16 protein-coding genes and 1 other annotated feature are annotated in these 20,706 nt (G+C 45.4%); of the genes, 1 reads left to right on the top strand and 15 read right to left on the bottom strand.

Translation table 11 applies throughout. The features are described 5' to 3' along the window. The first annotated feature begins 93 nt into the window (after nt 1-93). A complete protein-coding gene (locus tag CU633_RS20700; RefSeq protein WP_101662453.1) occupies nt 94-579 on the top strand; it encodes a LiaI-LiaF-like domain-containing protein in 486 nt (161 codons plus the stop codon). 71 nt (nt 580-650) lie between these two features. Here CU633_RS20700 and yihA read toward each other — a convergent pair whose 3' ends face one another. From yihA to CU633_RS20620, 15 genes are all read right to left on the bottom strand, one after another. Next, nucleotides 651-1,232 (bottom strand): ribosome biogenesis GTP-binding protein YihA/YsxC, encoded by a 582-nt coding sequence (gene yihA / locus CU633_RS20695; protein WP_101662452.1) that lies wholly within the window; start codon nt 1,230-1,232, stop codon nt 651-653. Further along, nucleotides 1,229-3,556 (bottom strand): endopeptidase La, encoded by a 2,328-nt coding sequence (lon, locus tag CU633_RS20690; protein WP_101662451.1) that lies wholly within the window; start codon nt 3,554-3,556, stop codon nt 1,229-1,231. Before lon ends, yihA begins: the two co-directional genes overlap by 4 nt. 300 nt (nt 3,557-3,856) lie before the next feature. Next, nucleotides 3,857-5,524 carry an ATP-dependent protease LonB gene (gene lonB, locus CU633_RS20685; RefSeq protein WP_101662450.1) on the bottom strand — a complete coding sequence of 556 codons (1,668 nt, stop codon included), beginning with the start codon at nt 5,522-5,524 and terminating at the stop codon, nt 3,857-3,859. A gap of 138 nt (nt 5,525-5,662) precedes the next feature. Continuing rightward, entirely contained in the window at nt 5,663-6,928 is a 1,266-nt protein-coding gene (gene clpX, locus CU633_RS20680) for an ATP-dependent protease ATP-binding subunit ClpX (RefSeq protein WP_101662491.1), read from the bottom strand. A 562-nt stretch (nt 6,929-7,490) separates the two neighbouring features. Then, nucleotides 7,491-8,780, bottom strand: coding sequence for a trigger factor (tig, locus tag CU633_RS20675; protein ID WP_101662449.1), 1,290 nt, complete (start codon nt 8,778-8,780; stop codon nt 7,491-7,493). A 164-nt stretch (nt 8,781-8,944) separates the two neighbouring features. Continuing rightward, the gene (locus tag CU633_RS20670; RefSeq protein ID WP_101662448.1) at nt 8,945-9,973 is read right to left on the bottom strand and encodes a tetratricopeptide repeat protein; all 1,029 of its coding nucleotides are present in this window, start codon (nt 9,971-9,973) and stop codon (nt 8,945-8,947) included. A gap of 92 nt (nt 9,974-10,065) precedes the next feature. Next, nucleotides 10,066-10,608, bottom strand: coding sequence for a 3-isopropylmalate dehydratase small subunit (gene leuD, locus CU633_RS20665; RefSeq protein ID WP_374703397.1), 543 nt, complete (start codon nt 10,606-10,608; stop codon nt 10,066-10,068). 53 nt (nt 10,609-10,661) lie between these two features. Continuing rightward, the gene (leuC, locus tag CU633_RS20660) at nt 10,662-12,074 is read right to left on the bottom strand and encodes a 3-isopropylmalate dehydratase large subunit (protein ID WP_101662446.1); all 1,413 of its coding nucleotides are present in this window, start codon (nt 12,072-12,074) and stop codon (nt 10,662-10,664) included. Nucleotides 12,075-12,115: 41 nt separating this feature from the next. Next, the gene (gene leuB / locus CU633_RS20655) at nt 12,116-13,228 is read right to left on the bottom strand and encodes a 3-isopropylmalate dehydrogenase (RefSeq protein ID WP_101662445.1); all 1,113 of its coding nucleotides are present in this window, start codon (nt 13,226-13,228) and stop codon (nt 12,116-12,118) included. Nucleotides 13,229-13,397: 169 nt separating this feature from the next. Further along, the gene (locus tag CU633_RS20650) at nt 13,398-14,942 is read right to left on the bottom strand and encodes a 2-isopropylmalate synthase (protein ID WP_101662444.1); all 1,545 of its coding nucleotides are present in this window, start codon (nt 14,940-14,942) and stop codon (nt 13,398-13,400) included. After that, nucleotides 14,929-15,951, bottom strand: a complete 1,023-nt coding sequence (gene ilvC / locus CU633_RS20645) for a ketol-acid reductoisomerase (RefSeq protein ID WP_101662443.1) — start codon at nt 15,949-15,951, stop codon at nt 14,929-14,931. Before ilvC ends, CU633_RS20650 begins: the two co-directional genes overlap by 14 nt. A 38-nt stretch (nt 15,952-15,989) precedes the next feature. Then, complete coding sequence (gene ilvN, locus CU633_RS20640) at nt 15,990-16,508, bottom strand: acetolactate synthase small subunit (protein ID WP_101662442.1); 519 nt, start codon at nt 16,506-16,508, stop codon at nt 15,990-15,992. Next, nucleotides 16,505-18,220: an acetolactate synthase large subunit gene (gene ilvB / locus CU633_RS20635; RefSeq protein WP_101662441.1), complete on the bottom strand. Its 1,716-nt coding sequence runs from the start codon at nt 18,218-18,220 to the stop codon at nt 16,505-16,507. Before ilvB ends, ilvN begins: the two co-directional genes overlap by 4 nt. 111 nt (nt 18,221-18,331) lie before the next feature. Next, nucleotides 18,332-18,599, bottom strand: a binding site (T-box leader). A 5-nt stretch (nt 18,600-18,604) separates the two neighbouring features. Further along, nucleotides 18,605-19,510 (bottom strand): branched-chain-amino-acid transaminase, encoded by a 906-nt coding sequence (gene ilvE, locus CU633_RS20630; RefSeq protein WP_101662440.1) that lies wholly within the window; start codon nt 19,508-19,510, stop codon nt 18,605-18,607. Nucleotides 19,511-20,063: 553 nt separating this feature from the next. Next, entirely contained in the window at nt 20,064-20,270 is a 207-nt protein-coding gene (locus tag CU633_RS20620) for a spore coat protein (RefSeq protein WP_101662438.1), read from the bottom strand. Between the last annotated feature and the right edge of the window lie 436 nt (nt 20,271-20,706).

Genomic DNA, 20,706 nt, shown 5'->3' with positions numbered 1-20,706 from the left:
CCTACTAAAGTCATGAATCGACAAATACTTCCTTCTGTACATTATCAGAAAAAGCTTATATGTTCAAGCAATCGTTACTGGAGTGGTAAAAGAATGAAAAATCAGCGTATTTTCCCGGGAATTATTTTAATTGGCTTCGGCGTCTATTTTTACTTGCAGCAATCCCAGTTTACATTATTCCAGGAATTTTATACGTGGCCGACCTTGCTGATGATCGTCGGCATTGCCTTTTTGGGACAAGGGTACGGAGCAAGAGATTATGAGGCGATTCTTCCCGGTGTTATTTTAGTCGGCTTTGGCCTTCATTTTCATGTCGTTAACCGCCTTGAAATCTGGCCGGATCATATCGGGACGTTTATTTTGGTGATCGCGCTTGGCTTTTTGCTGCGCTACCAAAAGGCCGGCAATGGGCTGTTCCAAGGGTTCTTATTTTTGGCGCTTGCCGCCCTGTTAATGTTTTACGACAAGATTGCGAGATGGTTCGGATTGCTCGAAAACAGCGTCTCCCTTGCCTGGAGGTTCTGGCCTGCCGTTCTCGTCCTGATCGGTGTCTATATGTTATTTTTCAAGAAAAAATAGGATAGGTGAAACACTAATATGTTAAAAAACCAAACAAAGCCTGACGGCTCAGTACCGTCAGGCTTTTTTGTTCAAATATAACTCGAAATGATCGACCAGGCTTTATCCTTGCCCTCCCCTGTTTCCGAAGAAAAGACCACAACATGGTCATTTTCGTCAAGATCAAGTGTTTCTTTTGTCACGCGCAAATGCTTTTGCCATTTGCTTTTTGAAATTTTATCCGCTTTTGTCGCGATGACAATGCACGGGATATCGTAATGCTTTAAAAAGTTATACATCATAATATCATCTTCGGTTGGCGGATGGCGCAGGTCAACAATCAGGATAACGGCTTTGAGCTGCTTCCTGGTTGTTAAGTATGTTTCGATCATTTTCCCCCATGCCTCACGCTCCCGCTTGGAAACTTTGGCGTAGCCGTAGCCGGGGACGTCAACAAAATGAAGTATGTCATTAATTAAATAGAAGTTTAAAGTCTGTGTTTTCCCGGGCTTCGACGAGATTCTCGCCAAACCCTTTCGGTTGAGCATTTTATTGATAAACGATGATTTTCCTACATTCGAGCGGCCGGCCAGGGCAAACTCTGGCAAATCGTCCGGCGGATATTGATCAGGCTTTACGGCGCTGATGACAATTTCCGAACTGACTACTTTCATGTTGTTCCACCGCTGTATAAAGCATGGCTTAACACTTCATCAACATGGGAAACCAACACAAAATCCAACTGTTCACGTACGCTCTCCGGTATATCATCGATATCTTTTTCATTGTCTTTCGGAAGAATAATTTTTGTTAAGCCGGCACGGTGCGCACTTAACGTTTTTTCTTTCACCCCGCCAATCGGCAGGACGCGCCCTCTTAAGGTAATTTCACCAGTCATGCCGACTTCTTTTCGAATCGGCCTTCCCGACAGTGCTGAAACGAGTGCGGTCGCGATCGTAATTCCTGCAGATGGGCCATCCTTCGGAACCGCTCCTTCAGGCACATGGATATGAATATCGTACTTTTCATGAAAGTCTTTGTCGATTCCGAGCTCTTCAGCTTTGGAACGAATATAACTGAACGCAGCCTGGGCAGATTCCTTCATGACATCACCCAATTTTCCCGTTAACACAAGCTTCCCTTTACCTGGAGCAAGCGATACCTCGATTTGCAGCGTATCCCCGCCGACGGTCGTGTAGGCAAGGCCGGTTGCCACACCGACTTGATCTTCCAGTTCAGCCTGTCCATAGCGGAACTTCGGTTTGCCCAAAAATTCCTCCACACCTTTATCAGTGAGGACGACACGTTTCTTTTCGCCCGAGACAATGATCTTCGCCGTTTTCCGGCAGATCGTTGCGAGCTGGCGCTCAAGTCCCCGTACTCCAGCTTCTCTCGTATAGTAGCGGACGACCTTTTGAATGGCGTCCTCGCGCATTTGCAGCTGTGCTTTTGAAAGACCGTGGTCTTTTAGTTGCTTCGGAAGAAGATGGTTCTTGGCAATATTTATTTTTTCAAGCTCCGTATAACCTGCAATCGTAATAATTTCCATCCGGTCACGCAAAGGTCCGGGAATCGTCGCCAAATTGTTGGCGGTGGCAATAAACATTACCTTTGATAAATCGTATTGTTCCTCAATATAGTGGTCGCTGAAATTATGGTTTTGCTCAGGATCCAGAACTTCAAGCATCGCCGCTGACGGATCGCCGCGAAAATCGCTCGACATTTTATCTATTTCATCGAGGAGGAAAACCGGATTGATCGTTCCCGACTTTTTCATCCCCTGAATGATTCGGCCGGGCATTGCGCCGACATATGTGCGGCGATGGCCGCGAATCTCCGACTCATCACGGACTCCGCCAAGAGAGACGCGGACAAAATTGCGGTTTAATGATTTGGCAATTGAGCGGGCAAGGCTCGTTTTACCGACACCCGGAGGGCCGGCAAGACATAGGATCGGCCCTTTTAAGGAGCGGGTCAGCTTCTGGACGGCCAAATATTCAAGCACACGCTCTTTTACTGACTCAAGACCGTAATGGTCCTGATTTAAGATGCGTTCTGCTTTATGAATGTCCAGGTCATCTTCCGTCGCTTTCGACCATGGAATAGACACAAGCCATTCGATATAATTGCGGATCACTGCACTTTCAGCAGAGTTCGAAGGCACCTTTTCATATCTGTCCAGTTCTTTAAAAGCTGTCTCCTTCACATGGTCAGGCATGCCTGCCAGTTCAATTTTCTCGGTTAACTCGGCTATTTCGCCGGTTTTTCCCTCTTTATCTCCCAATTCTTTCTGGATCGCTTTCATTTGCTCGCGCAAATAATATTCCTTTTGCGTTCTTTCCATTGACTTTTTAACACGCTGGCCAATTTTCTTTTCTAAATTTAATACTTCTTTTTCGTTGTGAATGATTTCGATTACCCGGTTAATCCGTTCTTTCACATCGATCGTTTCAAGAATATCCTGCTTTTCCTTCAGCTTGAGCGGAAGGTGGGAAGAGATAATATCTGCCATGCGGCCGGGTTCCTCGATATCCGCGACCGAAGAATAAGTTTCTGCAGATATTTTTTTCGACATTTTTATGTATTGCTCAAAATATTCGAGCATCGTTCTCATTAATGCCTGATCTTCCACATCTTTTGTTTCCCTATCTTCATATACCTTTAGGGAAACCGTAAAATGATCCTCTTCATCCTTAAAGGAAATAATTTCAGCGCGATTTAAGCCTTCAACTAAAACCCGGATTGTACCGTTGGGCAATTTTAGCATCTGCTTTACTTTCGTTAATGTGCCCATTCGAAAAAGGTCATCTTCCGCAGGTTCATCTATCGATATATCTTTTTGTGTAGTGAGAAAAATTAAATGGTCATCTACCATTGCTTTTTCGAGTGCCTGTACCGATTTATCCCGGCCTACATCCAAATGAAGGACCATGGTCGGATATACCAGCAAACCCCGAAGCGGCAGGAGGGGGACGATGATCTCTTTCCTTTTCGCCATAAACTTGCACCTCCAAATGCAAATCTTTTTATCCTTTTAAAATATTTCAGGATAATCTTTGTACAATTCTAACCCATTTACGAAGCAGTGTCTATTAACAAGGCACGGGAAGGATGTGAATGCAATATTGCTATCAGCCCGGCACACTGCACTAAAAGGGACTGATTTACAAAATTCGCTTTTCTTAGTATCCAGTTTTATAACAAAAATATGTTTGCTACTCATACCTTTACCTCATTCGTTAAAAGAAAAACTTCGATCTGCGATATTCCCTCAAGCAAACCGAAGCTTAAAAAGCGGTTAGATGCTTTCTTTTTTGGCAATGTCGATCGATGCCGGAGTTGCCCGATCTTTTGCATATTCATGTACAAGCGCAAGATTAAAAACTTCAGTAAGATGGCGGACAGCTACAATGCTGATCCCGTCTATCTCGTGTAAAAGCGCCTGCATATTTTCTTCGGGAATAATGACCGTTTTCGCTCCTGCTTTTTTGGCGGCGATGACTTTTGGGTAAACGCCGCCGACTGGTTTGACATTCCCGTGGATGCTTATTTCACCCGTCATCGCTACCGTATGGTCGATCGGAATTTTATAGATGGCGGAATATATGCCTGTTGCCATCGCGATTCCGGCGGATGGACCATCTATCGGTATACCTCCCGGGAAATTCACGTGAATGTCATACTCGTCAGCAGGTACATTCATTGATCGCAGCACCGTTATGACGTTTTCAATTGAACCTTTAGCCATACTCTTGCGGCGAATTGATTTACCCCTGTCGCCGATGCTTTCCTCTTCGACAATCCCGGTAATATTGATGGAGCCCTTTTCTTTAGCGGGAATAATCGTCACTTCAATTTCAAGCAGCGCACCGCTGTTGGGGCCGTAAACAGCAAGCCCGTTCACCAAACCGATCGTTGAGGCAGGACCGATTTTCCTTTCCATTCTCGGGCTAAGCTGGCTTGTATTAATGACCCATTCAATATCTTCATCCTTTATAAAAGTTCTTTCCTCTGTAATTGCAAGGCCTGCTGCGGTTTGGATCATGTTGACAGCTTCGCGGCCATTGCGGGCATAGCTGGACAAAATCGCCAAACCTGTGTCCGTAATTGAGAGCTTAACTTTGTCTGCAGCTTTTTTTCCTATTTTCAAAATCTCCTCTTGATTTAACTCCCTGAAAAATACTTCCATGCAGCGGGAGCGAATCGCAGGAGCAATCTCGTTTGGCGTCCGGGTGGTCGCGCCGACGAGCCGAAAATCAGCGGGAAAGCCATTTTTAAAAATATCGTGTATATGGGTGGGAATTTGGACATTTTCTTCATTATAGTAGGCGCTCTCAAGGAATACTTTGCGGTCTTCGAGCACTTTCAGGAGCTTGTTCATTTGGATCGGATGAAGCTCTCCAATTTCGTCTATAAATAAAACTCCGCCATGAGCGTTTGTCACGGCTCCCTGCTTGGGCTGGGGAATGCCTGCTTGCCCCATCGCACCCGCTCCCTGGTAGATCGGATCGTGGACTGAGCCAATCAGCGGATCAGCAATACCCCTCTCATCGAAGCGGGCAGTCGTTGCGTCAAGCTCAATAAACACCGAGGCCGGTTTAAACGGAGACTTGCTGTTTTTCTTTGCCTCTTCGAGGACAAGCCTTGCTGCGGCTGTTTTTCCAACACCGGGCGGACCGTAAATAATCACATGCTGCGGATTGGGGCCGCAAAGCGCCGCTTTTAATGCTTTTATCCCATCCTCCTGTCCGACGATGTCGTCAAATGTGGAAGGGCGGACTCTTTCTGATAAAGGCTCGGTCAGCGAAATGGCCCGCATTTTTCGAAGCTGCTCCATTTCCTTCCTCGATTCCCGGTCGATTGATACTTTTTGCGTTCTCTGGTTTCGCAATAAATTCCAAAAATACAGGCCGATCACGATACCGAAAAACAACTGTATAAAAAGGGCAATGCCCGTCCAACTCATAGTGTTCCCTCCTGCTTGGTTATTCTCGTTAAAAGCTAGTATCTCCTTCACCTATCTGGAATAAACAAGGAATAACAAGAAAAAACACTGGCAAAAAAACAGCCAAACCCGGTTAAAGGTTTGGCCTCGATTCATATGTTATGCTGAAGTTTTCCGTTCTTTTTCAACAACAGTACCGTCGCTCAGGATGAGCTTCGGCAGGCTGTTTTCTGTAACTGTTTCAGCGGTGATGATACATTTTTCAATATCATCACGGGACGGCAGGTCAAACATCACATCAAGCATGATTCCTTCAATGATCGAGCGGAGTCCGCGTGCCCCCGTTTTTCTTTCAATCGCTTTTTTCGCGATTTCTTTTAAAGCACCTTCTTCAAATTCCAATTCGACATCATCAAGCTCAAGCATCTTTTGATACTGCTTGACAAGCGCATTTTTTGGCTTTGTAAGAATTTCAATTAGCGCATCTTCGTCAAGCTGTTCAAGGCTTGCGATCACAGGCAGACGCCCGATAAATTCCGGGATCAGGCCGAAGCGCAATAAATCCTCGGGAAGAACCTTGGATAGAAGATCTTTTTGCTCGACTTCAGGCTGTTTTATATTGGAACCAAAACCGATTACTTTTTGGCCAAGCCGGCGTTTAATAATCGGTTCGATACCGTCAAAAGCACCGCCGCAAATAAATAAAATATTGGTTGTATCAATTTGGATAAACTCCTGGTGAGGATGCTTGCGGCCCCCTTGCGGCGGAACGCTTGCTACCGTACCTTCGAGTATTTTCAGCAATGCCTGCTGCACTCCCTCACCGGAAACATCCCTTGTAATCGACGGGTTTTCCGATTTGCGGGCAATTTTATCAATTTCATCGATATAAATAATACCCTTCTCGGCTTTTTCCACATCATAGTCGGCAGCCTGGATCAGCTTGAGGAGGATATTTTCGACGTCTTCACCAACATAACCAGCTTCAGTTAATGATGTGGCATCTGCAATCGCAAATGGAACATTAAGGATCCGTGCCAATGTTTGCGCAAGCAATGTTTTACCGCTTCCCGTCGGACCGATCATCGCGATATTGCTTTTGGAGAGCTCTACATCATCAATTTTGCTGTTTGAATTAATGCGTTTATAGTGGTTATAAACGGCTACAGACAGCGACTTTTTCGCTTGATCCTGGCCGATGACATATTCGTCGAGAATGTCGCGAATTTCTTTTGGCTTCGGAACATCTTTGAACTCAACTTCCTCTTCAGTGCCGAGTTCTTCTTCAACGATTTCAGTGCAAAGCTCGATGCATTCGTCACATATATATACACCAGGGCCCGCAACCAATTTACGAACTTGGTCTTGTGTTTTACCACAGAAAGAACATTTTAATTGCCCTTTTTCATCATTAAACTTAAACATGCCTTCACCCCTCGTAAAACTTTTGAACAATATATAAAGCCGCAATTCTTGAGCTAACGGACAGAAACAATTCAACATACCGCCTGCGCTTCCAACATCAGGCGCCGCTGAAAAAAAGTCAACATACGAGGCACCCGGCGCCGGGCCTCGCATGGGAACTCGTAACAATTATGTATTGCATTGTAACACATTTTTGCACCAGACAGGAAATGATAACACTTGAAGTTGAAAGTCTGCACTGGTTATTGCCGTTTAACTAAGCTTAACCATAAACGCACAGAATAAATCGGAGTTTTAAAACAAAAATGATATGTTGTCTCTTTTCCTTTTCACTGGTTTGAAAAGAAAATGTTTATTCTATTTTAAAACTCTTTTTTTCGTTATATGTATTGATATGTAGAAATATGTACAGCAAATATGTTTGTTTTAAATGCCGGTCCTCCTTTTTTGCGTATAAAACAAGGCACGATTTCTCGCGCCTTGCCGGTTACTTTATTTTACCACGGCAGAGAAATTAAGTCACTGTTTCTGCACCTGGTTATCTATTCCATTTTAACTTATATTATTCTGCTTTCGTTTTGCTGTTTTCAATCAGAAAATCAACCGCTTTTCTCACTTGTAAATCAGCTTTGATCCCTTCAAGGCTGCCCAAAGCTTTTTCAATGTTTTCGACGGTCATGTTGTACATTTCAGCCATTTTTGAAAGCTCTTCGGTTACTTCTTCATCGGTAACTTCGAGATTTTCCGCTTTCGCAATTGCTTCAAGAGTTAAATTGGCACGGACACGCTTCTCAGCTTCTTCTCTCATTTGGCCGCGAAGAGCGTCTTCATCCTGGCCTGAGAATTGATAGTACAATTCAAGATTCATTCCCTGCATTTGGATGCGCTGTTCGAACTCATTAAGCATTCTGTCCACTTCGTTTTCAATCATAACCGCAGGAATGTCGATCTCAGCATTTTCGGCAGCTTTATCGACAACGGTATCACGGACAACATGCTCCGCTTCATGCTTCTTGCTTTCTTCAAGGCGGTTTTTAATTTTTTCTTTTAAAGCTTCCAAAGTTTCTACTTCTTCATCTACATCTTTAGCAAATTCATCATCCAAAGGAGGAAGCTCTTTTGCCTTAATTTCATGAACTTTCACTTTGAAAGTGGCAGGTTTGCCGGCTAATTCAGCAGCATGATATTCTTCCGGGAAGCTTACTTCCACTTCTTTTTCTTCACCAGCGGCCACTCCGACAAGCTGTTCTTCGAAGCCGGGAATGAATGAGCCGGAGCCAAGCTCAAGTGAATAATTTTCAGATGCTCCGCCTTCAAAAGCTTCCCCGTCAACAAAGCCTTCAAAATCGATGACCACTGTATCACCGTTTTCAGCAGTTCCTTCTTCTTTAACAGCAAGCTCTGCATGACGCTCCTGCAAAGATTTCAGTTCATTTTCAACGTCTTCATCTGTCACGTTTGTGTCGACAGCTTCCACTTCGATTCCTTTATATTCACCCAGTTTAACTTCTGGTTTAACAGTGATGTTCGCCTTGAAAATCACATTCTTGCCTTTTTCAATTTGCTCGACATCGATTTCCGGACGGTCAACAGGCTCAATTCCAGCTTCTTCTACAGCATTTGAATATGCTTCTGGAAGCAGAAAGTCAATAGCATCCTGATACAACGTTTCAACACCGAAACGTTTTTCAAACATCCCGCGCGGCATCTTTCCTTTACGGAAGCCAGGAACATTTACTTGCTTTACTACTTTTTTAAATGCAAAGTCCAAACCTTCGTTCAATCTCTCTGCATCTACTTCAAACGTGAGAACCCCTTGGTTCCCTTCTAACTTTTCCCATTTTGCAGACATACTGTTTTTTCCCTCCAACAATCTATTATCATTTCGTTCACGAATTTGATATGAATATGTACTTGTCCTGCAAGTCATAATCCATTTTTCATGTAATAGCTAAAAATTCACATATTACAACCACTACATTATATCACACGTTGCTTTTCTTTCAAGCGGCGAAGCTATATAATCGGATATGAAATTTCTTCTACCATTAAAATAAACTCGAGAGCTGCTTCCATTGCATCCCGATCTGCACCATACCCGGCGGCGATATCCTCTTCCCGCCTATCGACCCCATGATATTTTAAAGAAATAAAATGGTAGGCAGCCGCCCAAACGCGCGGATCTTCCGGCTCAAATTCAAATGGATATAATAAAAAACTATGGCGTTCCAGCAAGCTTTTAATATTTTCAAAAAGAACCGGATCATCATTCTCCAGCTTCTCCCGCAACAACTGTGAAATATTGATGAGGCCCTCCTGGTTTTGCACCGATCCAAGCTCTTCTGGATTAACGGTCATGCTTCTGCCAAACTTTTGAACAAGCACTTCTTTTTCGTATTCGTGTTCGGTCAGAAGATTTAATAGCATCGTTTTTAAAAAGGGATGACCTTCTTCCGCTCTTAAGTAATCGGTGATTTCTCCTGCATATGGGCGGATATTCCGGTTTGCCAGCTTTGCGATGAGAAGCATCTGGTCTTTCGGATTCCGGCTGGAAAAAAGGTTCAACTCATCGATCATACTCTCTTCATTCAGGGCGTCTTCCATTGTTTCGTCCGCTCTGCCCTCACTCATGCGGCGGCTGAAATGAAGCATTTTTGAGAAATGTTCAAGCTTGTCCTTCGGAATTTCCCGTTCCTGAAGAAGCACTTCAATCGTCGCCGCAATCTCTTCGTATTCATTGAGCTGAACAAGAATCATTAAGTACAAATCAACAATTTGAATATAGTCACCAATGCCTTCATTCAGCATTTCCTTCGCCAATTCCTTTGCTTTTGCAAGCTGGCCGGACTCGAAATAGGCAAGCACCAAACCGATATACACATCGCTGTTTGAAGGATCAAGACTTTTTGCTTCCGTGAAAAAGCCAATTGCATCATGAAACTTTTTTTGTTGCAGGTGGTCGAGCCCTTTTTCAATTAAGCGTTTTTCAAGGTCGGGAAAAAGAATGATATTTTCATCTCTCCCCGGCCGATTGCTTTTTTTCATGTATGTAAAACCGCCTTACTGTAAAAGTTAAAGTAAGTTTAGCATGAACAGTAAGAAAATCAAAAAGATTCACAGAAGAAGACTGTGAATCTCTACAAGTTATGTTCGTAAGAAAGGATTTTATCTTCATATTGAAGAGTTATTTCAATTTCATCCCAGCCATGAAGAAGGAGCTTTTTCCAGTAAGGGTGAATCGTAAACGAAGCTTCAAAGCCGGCATCATCATGAATCTTTTCTTCCTCAAGTTTGACGGTAAGAAAACACGGCCCACTCTTCGCTTTACTGATCAAATAGCCGACTTCTTCATCAGATAGTGAAATAGGAACAATCCCGTTCTTTAAGCAGTTTTGATAAAAGATATCGGCAAACGAAGGGGCAATGATCACTTTAAAGCCATAATCCAAAAGCGCCCATGGTGCATGTTCCCGGGAAGATCCACAGCCGAAATTTTCATTTGCGATCAGGATTTCCGCGCCTTCATTTTCCGGCCGGTTTAATTCAAATTCTTTGTTTAAGCTGCCGTCAGCATGGTATCTCCAGTCGTAGAACAGAAATTGGCCAAAGCCCGTTTTCTCAATCCGCTTCAAAAATTGCTTTGGAATAATCTGGTCTGTATCGACATTGGCCCGGTCCATTGCGGCTGCTTTCCCTGTAAAATTAGCTAATTCCGACACGTGAGACTCCTCCTCTATACCGTTTCTGCTGCAGCCAGGCTTCTGATGTCGACGAATCGTCCGTGGATGGCAGCGGCGGCAGCCATTGCCGGACTGACAAGATGTGTTCTCGCCCCCGCTCCCTGACGGCCTTCAAAATTGCGGTTCGATGTCGATGCACAATGGTAGCCTGCCGGAACAATGTCTGCATTCATGCTCAAACACATGCTGCAACCCGATTCTCTCCATTCAAAACCGGCCTCAATAAAAATTTGCGAGAGCCCTTCTTCTTCGGCCTGCTTTTTAACCTGCTGTGAACCAGGAACGACCAATGCCCTTACGCCGCTGTGAACCTTTTTGCCACGCGCGATTTCAGCTGCGGCCCGAAGGTCTTCAATCCGTGAATTTGTACATGAGCCGATAAAAACATACTGAATGTTGATTTCATCCATTCTCATGCCTTCTTGCAAGCCCATATACTCCAAAGCTCTTTGCAACGACCTTTTTTCCGTTTCACTGTCAAGATCGGCAGAAAACGGGATATGGCCGGAGATCGGGGCCGTCATTGACGGGTTGGTACCCCAGCTCACCATTGGTGTGATTTCTTCCCCTTTGATGTGGAGCTCTTTGTCATATTCGGCATCTGCGTCGGATGCAAGCGCCAGCCACTCGTTCACCTTTCTCTCAAATTCTTCTCCTTTTGGAGCATACTTTCTCCCCTTCAAATAGGAAAATGTCGTGTGATCAGGACTGACCAGGCCGGCTTTCGCCCCACCCTCAATCGACATATTGCAAACGGTCATCCGCTCTTCCATTGACATGTTTTCAATGACTTCGCCGCAATATTCAATCACATATCCTGTTCCAAATTTAATGCCGTATTTTGCAAGAATAAATAAGATAACGTCCTTGGCGGTGACACCGGCTGACAGCTTTCCTGAAATTTCAAGCTTCAGCGTTTTCGGTTTTGTCTGCCATAATGTCTGGGTTGCCAAAACATGCTCGACTTCGCTTGTTCCAATCCCAAACGCCAGCGCCCCGAAGGCACCATGGGTCGAAGTATGGCTGTCACCGCAGACAACCGTCATCCCCGGCTGGGTCAGTCCAAGCTCAGGGCCGATAACATGGACAATTCCTTGCTCCGGGCTTGATAAATCGGCAATCGGCACTTCAAATTCTTCACAGTTTTGCTGCAGGGCATTCATTTGATTAAGGGCGATTTCATCGTTGATTTGAAAACGGCCCATCGTCGGAACATTATGGTCCATCGTCGCAAACGTCCGATCCGGCCGCCTTACCTTTCGATTTTTCATTCTAAGGCCGGAAAAAGCTTGTGGGGAGGTTACTTCGTGCACCAAATGGAGGTCAATATATAATAAATCCGGTTTCCCGTCTTCCCGGTGGACAACATGCTTTTCCCATACCTTGTCGATAATTGATTTCGCCATCCTGTCATCCCTTTCTTATTAAGCATTCATTTAGCCGCATCTTACGCGTAAGCGTCCATAATATTCAAGATTGCTTCATTATCAAGAAGAGTCGCTTTTATTTCTCCGGCCATATCCGTTGTCGTGGCCGCAGGTTTTCCAAAAGCAGCGATATCCCGTGTCCGGAAGCCGGCTTCGAGAACCTGGACTACCGCTTTTTCAACAGCATTAGCCTCTTCTTCCATTCCAAACGATAAACGGAGCATCATTGCCGCCGATAAAATCATCCCGACTGGATTGGCAATATTTTTCCCTTCAATATCCGGGGCGGATCCATGGATCGGCTCATATAAGTACGGTCCGGATAACGATAAGCTTGCAGATGGCAGCATGCCAAGCGATCCGGTTAACACCGAGGCTTCATCGCTTAAAATATCGCCAAACATGTTTTCCGTTACGACGACATCAAATTGTTTCGGATTCTTGATCATCTGCATCGCTGCATTATCGACAAGCATGTTTGTGAGTTCAACATCCGGATACTTCCTGGCAGTTTCTTCAGCAACTTCCCGCCACATTCGGCTTGATTCAAGAACGTTTGCTTTGTCAACCGAAGTGACCTTCTTGCTGCGCTTGCTTGCCAGCTCAAACGCGGTCTCGATCACCCTTTCAACCTCTTCGCGCCGATAAAAGAGCGTATCAACTGCTGCCTCCTCACCATTTCGGCTCGTGCGCTCGCTTGGTTTTCCAAAATAGAGGCCGCCTGTCAATTCCCTTACCATCAGCAGGTCAACACCTTCGATCACCTCTCTGCGCAAAGGGGAGGAATCGGCAAGGCTTGAATAGAAGCTCGTCGGCCGTAAATTTGCGTATAAATCAAGGTCTTTGCGAAGCTTCAACAATCCTCTTTCCGGACGGAGATCAACAGGGAGGCGATCCCATTTCGGGCCCCCGACTGCGCCAAGCAGCACCGCATCGCTCTCGCGGCAAAACTGCACAGTCTCTTCGGGAAGAGGTATGCCGGAATCATCAATCGCTTCGCCGCCAATTTTCCCGTAAGAAAAATAGAATTGATGTCCGAATCTTTCTCCGATCGCCTGTAAAACTTCAATCGCTCCTTTTGTGACTTCTTTGCCGATTCCATCGCCGGGAAGCACCGCGATTCTTTTCTTCATCTATTATCCCTCCGTCAATTTAGATTTGGGTGGTTTCTTAAAGCTTGATATATGATAAATTGAAGCCAACCGCTTCGAAAATTATCATATTCTCATGATGTGAGAGGCCGGATCTGGGACTTGAAGCAATCGGCGATACGCCGATTGCCATTATTTAAGGCCGCATAAATTAAGATTGTTGCTGCATTTGCCTTACTTGCAGCTCCTCTGTATAAAGAACCCGGTTTACCGCATTCAAATACGCTTTCGCAGACGCCTCAAGAACATCCTGGGCAAGGCCTCTTCCGCTTGTTTCATGGCCGGCATAGCGCATTTTCACATATACCTGGGCGAGCGCGTCCCGCCCGGCTCCCACCGATTGAATCCGATAATCAAGCAGATTAATCTTTCCTTCCATGCACTTTTCAAGCGTGTTATATAAAGCTTCGATGCTTCCCGCGCCGGTTCCCGCTTCCTGGATCAGTTCATTGTTGCATCCGGATAAAGTCACAGTTGCGGTTGGAACCTGATTCGTTCCATACTGGATTTGAATCGAGATCAAGTCGTAAAAGCGCTGTTCTTTGGAGAGCTTCTCTTCAAGAACAATGGCCGCTAAATCATCATCAGTCATCTCTTTTTTACGGTCAGCCAGATCTTTGAAAACTTGAAATAACGACTTCACTTCATCCTCATGCACCGTTAAACCAAGTTCATCAAGACGGGTTTTAAATGCGTGACGGCCTGAATGTTTTCCAAGCACCATCGAATTCGTTTGGAAGCCGACAAGCTCAGGAGAGATGATTTCGTATGTCGTTTTCTCTTTTAAGACCCCATCCTGGTGAATTCCCGATTCATGGGCAAAGGCATTTTTGCCGACAACCGCTTTATTTGCCGGTACGGGCATACCTGTTAATTTGCTGACCAAGCTGCTTGTGCGGCTGATTTCCTTTAAATTTATATTTGTTGTTGCTTGATAATAATCATTTCTGATCTGCAATGCGACGGCAAATTCCTCCAGCGCCGCATTCCCGGCGCGCTCACCGATCCCGTTGATCGTTCCTTCAACCTGGGTTGCCCCATGCTCAACCGCGGCCAGAGAGTTGGCAATCGCCATCCCGAGATCATCATGGCAGTGAGCCGATAACGACACTTTATGAATCGATGGAACATGTTCTCTTAAGTATTGAAAAATGCCGCCGTATTCCTTCGGCGTAATGTAGCCGACTGTATCCGGAATATTAATCACATGGGCGCCGGCCTGGATCACCTCTTCGACAATTTCGGCGAGAAACGGGAGCTCGGTTCGGCAAGCATCTTCGGCAGACCATTGAATGATCGGAAACTTCGATGCGGCATATTTAACCGTTGCAACCGCTGTTTCCTTCACCTGGTCCGCTGTCAGCTTTAACTTGTACTCGCGGTGAATCGGTGAGGTTGCGATAAAAACATGAAGCCTCGGCTGTGCCCCGCCTTTTAATGCTTCCCAGGCAGCATCGATATCCGATTTCACCGAACGGGCCAGGCCCGTTACCGATGCGTTGTTAATAAGCCCGGCAATTTGCTGTACTGAACTGAAGTCTCCTTTTGAAGCGGCAGGGAAGCCGGCTTCAATAATGTCGACATTCAACCGTTCCAGCTGCCTTGCGATTTCGAGCTTTTCCGACATATTCAAGTTGACTCCGGCTGATTGCTCGCCATCCCTTAAGGTCGTGTCAAAAATGTTAATTTTGCGCACTTGCGACCACTTCTTTCTGTTTCTTGCGATTGACGAATGGCATCATTTTTCTTAGCTCCCTGCCAACCTCTTCAATTTGATGCTCTTTTTCATTTCGGTTAATCGCATTAAAGACCGGACGGTTTGCCTGATTTTCAAGGATCCAGCCTTTCGCAAATTTTCCTTCCTGGATGTCTTTCAAAACGGCCTTCATCTCTTCCTTCACCTGGCCGTTAACGACACGCGGACCGCTGACAAAATCACCCCATTGGGCCGTGTCGGAAATCGAATAGCGCATTCCTTCAAGACCGCCTTCATACATAAGGTCAACGATCAGCTTCAGCTCGTGCAGACACTCGAAATAGGCAAGTTCAGGCTGGTAACCGGCTTCGACAAGCGTTTCAAAGCCCGCTTTTACAAGTGAAGTCAACCCGCCGCATAAAACGGCTTGCTCACCGAAAAGATCGGTTTCGGTTTCTTCTTTAAAAGTGGTTTCCAATGCACCGGCACGGAGCGATCCGATCGCTTTCGCATAAGCAAGTGCCAATTCCCTTGCCTCGCCGCTGACATCCTGGTAGATGGCAAACAGCGCAGGAACGCCGGCCTCTTCCTCGTACGTTCTTCTGACAAGGTGGCCCGGGCCTTTTGGAGCCACAAGCAACACATCGCTTGAAGCTGGCGGGACAATCTGGTTGAAGTGGATGTTGAACCCGTGTGCGAACATTAACGCCTGGCCATTTAAGTTTGGCTCGATTTCTTCTTTATAGACCGCAGGCTGCTGCTCATCCGGAAGCAGAATCATCACTACGTCCGCGGCAGCAGTCGCTTCCGCCACAGAATAAACTTGAAAACCGTCCTCGACTGCTTTATCCCATGATTTCCCTTTTCTTACACCAACAACGACATCAACGCCGCTGTCCCTCATGTTCTGGGAATGGGCATGGCCCTGTGATCCATAACCGATAACTGCGACTTTTTTTCCATTTAAATAAGAACTGTTTGCATCACCGTTATAATACATTTTTGCCATTTTTCATCTTCCTTCCTGATTATAAAAATAGTAGTTTTTTAGACAATTGAGTAAGTTTTATTGGATTGCAGCGAGCGCTGGGTACCCCTTGGAAAAGCGGTAGTTCCCGTTCTTGCCAGCTCCTTGATTCCATATGGTTTGATCAGTTCAATAAACGCTTCGATTTTGTCCGACTCGCCCGTTATCTGAATCACGAGGCTGTCCTTGCTGACATCGATCACCGAAGCGCGGAACGGTTCAATGAGCGAGTAAATTTCCGTTCTTGTATTTGCAGTTACGAGAACTTTAATGAGCGCCAGCTCCCGGGCAACGATATCCTGGTCGGTAATATCGGCTACTTTTATAACGTCGATTTGTTTGTTCAGCTGTTTGGCGATTTGTTCAACCACCCTGTCGTTCTCCACATGTACGGCACACGTGATTCTCGATATCCCTTCCTGTTCCGAATGCCCGACCGAAATACTTTCGATGTTGTAATTCCGCTTGGAAAACAGGTTGGTAATTCGATTTAACACGCCCGGCCGGTTGAGAACAGTCAGTGAGATAATCCTTTTCACTTTTTAACACCTACCATCTCATGAATTCCTTTCCCCGGTGCAATCATCGGGTAGACATTTTCATCCGGCTCAACCCTGAAATCGAGTAAAACGGGTTCCCTGTCATGCAAAACTTGATTTAAAACCGCATTTGCTTCTTCGGGGGAATTAATCTCGTAACCTTTGATTCCATAAGCTTCTGCCAGTTTTACGAACGAAGGCTGCATCGAGAACTTGCTGTGTGAAAAGCGGGATTCGTAAAAGATTTCCTGCCATTGCCTTACCATGCCGAGCGCTCCGTTGTTGAGAATCACGATTTTTACCGGAAGCTGCATTTCGGCAATGACCGCCAGTTCCTGGGTCGACATTTGAAAGCCGCCATCGCCGAGAATCGCCAGCACACATGCATCCGGATCGGCGAGCTGTGCGCCAATGCTGGCCGGAAGCCCGAAGCCCATCGTGCCGAGTCCCCCGGAAGTCACCCACCGATCAGGGTTCTTAAGCGGATAATATTGGGCAGCCCACATTTGATGCTGGCCGACATCGGTCACGACAATCGCTTCGCCGTTTGTCTTTTCATAAAGCATCTCGATTACTTTTTGCGGCTTTAAGGCGGCGCCAGCTTCATAATGAAAAGGATGCTTTTGTTTCCATGAATTCAGGGTGTCCAGCCACTCCTTATGTTCAGGGGGTTTGCCTTCCTGTCCAACCATTTGCGCTAAAGCTTGTTTTGCATCGGCTACAATCGGAATTTGTGTCGGGATATTCTTGCCGATTTCAGCAGGATCGATGTCGATATGGGCAACGGTTGCGTTCGGGGCAAAGTGTCGTAAATTACCGGTCAGCCTGTCATCAAACCTCGCGCCAACGTTGATCAGGAGATCGCATTCGTATAAAGCCATGTTTGCCGTATAACAGCCATGCATCCCGGCCATCCCGAGTGACAATCGATGGCCTGCTGGAAATCCGCCAAGCCCGAGCAGTGTATGGACAACGGGAAGCTGCTGCTGCTCGGCATATTGCATTAATTCGTTGGTTGCTCTTGCATGCAACACACCTGCACCTGCCAGAATGACGGGACGTTTCGCCCTGCTGACGGCCTCCGTCAATTTTCTGATTTGCAAATAGTTCGGCTGTAGATTCGGCTGATAGCCAGGCAGTTCAATTTCCTGTTCTTCCGGCGGCACGGCCGCCATTGCCGCCATGTCCTTCGGCACATCGATCAGTACCGGGCCCGGCCGGCCGCTGCTTGCAATGTAGAAGGCTTCTTTGACGATGCGGGGAATATCTTCAATGTTGCGAATCTGGTAATTGTATTTCGTAATCGGGGTTGTAATCCCAAGAATATCCGCTTCCTGGAAAGCATCTGTCCCAATTACTCCTGTCGCCACCTGGCCCGTGAATACAACTAGCGGGAGCGAATCCATCAGCGCGTCGGTAAGCCCTGTCACAATGTTTGTCGCTCCAGGACCCGAAGTGGCTATCACGACTCCAGGTTTCCCGGTAATTCTTGCGTAGCCTTCCGCCGCATGAATTCCACCCTGTTCATGCCTTGGCAGCACATGCATGATTTTTGAATGATAGAGCTTGTCGTAGATCGGCAAAACAGCTCCGCCGGGATAGCCGAAAATCACTTCAACGTTTTCCTTCTCCAACGATTCGAGCAGTAGCTCTGCACCGCTAATCGCTTTCTGTTCAGCCTTTTTTTCCTTAAAGGCAGCTTCCTGCAACATTGATTGTTGACCTCCTCTAACTTGTTAAATAACCTTTACGCTTGCTTGAGCGTCCATTTTTTCCAAATAGAAAAAGCCTCCCCACCCCAAAAGTTGCCTAAATTGTTTAGACAAAGGGATGAAAAGGCTTTGATAACCTGTTCCACGGTACCACCCTTGTTCACGCAAAAAACGTTTGCGTGCACTCATGAACAGCGATTTTTTCGCTGCTCGTTTTCGTAACGGGTGCCGTAACACCCGACCGGCCCTACTTGAAGTTACCGTTCAAGCCGATACTCGGAGGTGAGTTCACTAAATGCTGGTCTCGCCGGTTCTCAGCTCATCCGGCTCTCTGTAGATTCCATGGCATAAAGCTACTTATCCTCTTCTGCGCTTTTTCGATATTTAGCTGACATGTGATGCTGTATTTTGCGAATACACTTTTACGCCTTCAGAAACAACTCTTTCCCTGAATTTTTCAAGAAGTTTTTTTGTATGCACGCCCGGGGCACCATCGCCGATCACTCTTCCGTCAACCTTGACGACTGCGATGACTTCGGCTGCCGTTCCAGTCAGGAACACTTCATCAGCTGTGTATACATCATGCCTTGTGAACGGTTCTTCTTTCATTTCATAACCAAGTTCAACAGCAATTTCCATCACGGCGTTTCTTGTAATTCCTTCAAGCGCCCCGATGTAGCCGGGCGGAGTATAGAACTTGTTATCCTTGATAATAAAAACGTTGTCTGCCGAGCCCTCAGCCACATACCCCTGGTCATTCAGCATCAGCGCTTCACTTACATTGGCGAGATGGGCTTCAATTCTGACAAGGACGTTGTTTAAGTAATTTAATGATTTCACTTTCGGGCTTAACACATCAGGACGATTTCTTCTTGTTGCCACAGTGACGATTTCAAGCCCTGTTTCATAAAGCTCTTTCGGGAAAATCGCGAGCGGCTCGACAATAACCACGACATTGGCCTGTTTGCATTTAAAAGGATCAAGCCCGAGGTCGCCGACTCCCCTGGAGACGACAACTCTTATATAGGCGTTTTCAAAGTGATTCTTTTCAACGGTTTCGACAATTATTTTTGTAAACTCTTCCTGCGTATACGGAATTTCCAGCATAATTGATTTAGCTGACCGGTACAGTCGGTCCATATGTTCCTTCATCCGAAAAATATTGCCGCTGTAAACCCGGATACCTTCAAAAATGCCGTCGCCGTATAAAAAACCATGATCGTAAACGGATATTTTTGCGTTTTCTTTCGTCACGTACTCTCCGTTTAAATAAATCCATTGTTCGGACACAAAAGCGCACCTCCATACTGTAATCAGCAAACGCTTTAAATTGGTAAAATTTTTGATTAAAAAAGCTATAGACCGGAATGTTCTCCGTTCATCATTCATTTTTAAATTTGCTGAAAAATTCTGTGTTTTTATATTTGAGGACTATCTTACGCCGATTTCAAGCGCCCGTCAATACCATTTCGATGAATTATTAGATAATTTAGATTTATCTGATTTCATGTATCCGCTTACATTGTTGATAGATTCACATTTATCAGGCAAAAAATTTTTTTTATTTTTTTTGATTTTATTATTGGAAGGGGAAGTGAAAATGAGGGGAAAATTTTTATGTTATATAATATGGAAGAAAGTCGTAATTTATGTTATATTTTCTAACATCAAAGAAAGCGCTTAACACAAATGAAAAAATCCAGTTCTGAACCGGGTTTATTTTATCCTGCTTATGCTGAATGCGGCTTAAGAACAACCTTGATGCATCGCTGAATCAGCAAGCTTGGGCATGCCTTCGGCGTCCGGGGATCCAGGTAATCTTTCATTCTTTCTCACCACCAATTTAATTTAATTTTGCCTGTCGGTAAAAATTTAACAACTCATTCACATCTTGAATCGATTGTTGCACATCTTTTTCCAGCAGCCGCTTTAGGTCGTTATCAAAGCAGACACCTTGCATCAATTTTGATCGAAGCAAGCACACCGTTTTAAAGTTGAGGATTTCATGTGTTTCCATCGTTTCATGCCACGCCAACTCTTGTGATTCCATCTCTTCACCTCCTGTTCCATAACAAACGTATTTTTCTCCCAGTTACCGCTGTTTATTCGCATGGTTGCGGTGATTCTTGAAGCTTACTGTTTTTATTCCGAAAAGTTTTTCAAGACAAAAAGCCTCCTGCAGTTCTTTGGAATCTGGAGGAGGCTCTTTTTAATATTGCAATGGTGCTTTTGCACATATATTAATTCCGCTGATATGAACCGCGAAAAGCCGCTCATAAATTTCAAGGTTCGCTCGTAAATTTTGAGTTTCCGCTCGTAAATTTTGATTTCCGCTCGTAAATCTCGAATTCCGCTCGTAAATTTTGATTTCCGCTCGTAAATCTCGAATTCCGCTCGTAAATCTCGAATTCCGCTCGTAAATCTCAAATTCCGCTCGTAAATCTCAAATTCCGCTCGTAAATCTCAAATTCCGCTCGTAAATCTCG

Origin of the sequence: Bacillus sp. V3-13 (genome assembly GCF_002860165.1) — a bacterium.
Taxonomy (GTDB): Bacteria; Bacillota; Bacilli; order Bacillales; family Cytobacillaceae; genus Bacillus_BJ.
The sequence above is the reverse complement of the archived record's forward strand: the minus strand, read 5'-3'. Positions and strand labels throughout refer to the sequence as shown.

Coding starts and splice junctions, on each gene's coding strand:
- CU633_RS20700 (WP_101662453.1), top strand. CDS start 94: ATGAAAAATCAGCGTATTTTCCCGGGAATTATTTTAATTGGCTTCGGC.
- yihA (WP_101662452.1), bottom strand. CDS start 1,232: ATGAAAGTAGTCAGTTCGGAAATTGTCATCAGCGCCGTAAAGCCTGAT.
- lon (WP_101662451.1), bottom strand. CDS start 3,556: ATGGCGAAAAGGAAAGAGATCATCGTCCCCCTCCTGCCGCTTCGGGGT.
- lonB (WP_101662450.1), bottom strand. CDS start 5,524: ATGAGTTGGACGGGCATTGCCCTTTTTATACAGTTGTTTTTCGGTATC.
- clpX (WP_101662491.1), bottom strand. CDS start 6,928: ATGTTTAAGTTTAATGATGAAAAAGGGCAATTAAAATGTTCTTTCTGT.
- tig (WP_101662449.1), bottom strand. CDS start 8,780: ATGTCTGCAAAATGGGAAAAGTTAGAAGGGAACCAAGGGGTTCTCACG.
- CU633_RS20670 (WP_101662448.1), bottom strand. CDS start 9,973: ATGAAAAAAAGCAATCGGCCGGGGAGAGATGAAAATATCATTCTTTTT.
- leuD (WP_374703397.1), bottom strand. CDS start 10,608: ATGGACCGGGCCAATGTCGATACAGACCAGATTATTCCAAAGCAATTT.
- leuC (WP_101662446.1), bottom strand. CDS start 12,074: ATGGCGAAATCAATTATCGACAAGGTATGGGAAAAGCATGTTGTCCAC.
- leuB (WP_101662445.1), bottom strand. CDS start 13,228: ATGAAGAAAAGAATCGCGGTGCTTCCCGGCGATGGAATCGGCAAAGAA.
- ilvC (WP_101662443.1), bottom strand. CDS start 15,951: ATGGCAAAAATGTATTATAACGGTGATGCAAACAGTTCTTATTTAAAT.
- ilvB (WP_101662441.1), bottom strand. CDS start 18,220: ATGTTGCAGGAAGCTGCCTTTAAGGAAAAAAAGGCTGAACAGAAAGCG.
- CU633_RS20620 (WP_101662438.1), bottom strand. CDS start 20,270: ATGGAATCACAAGAGTTGGCGTGGCATGAAACGATGGAAACACATGAA.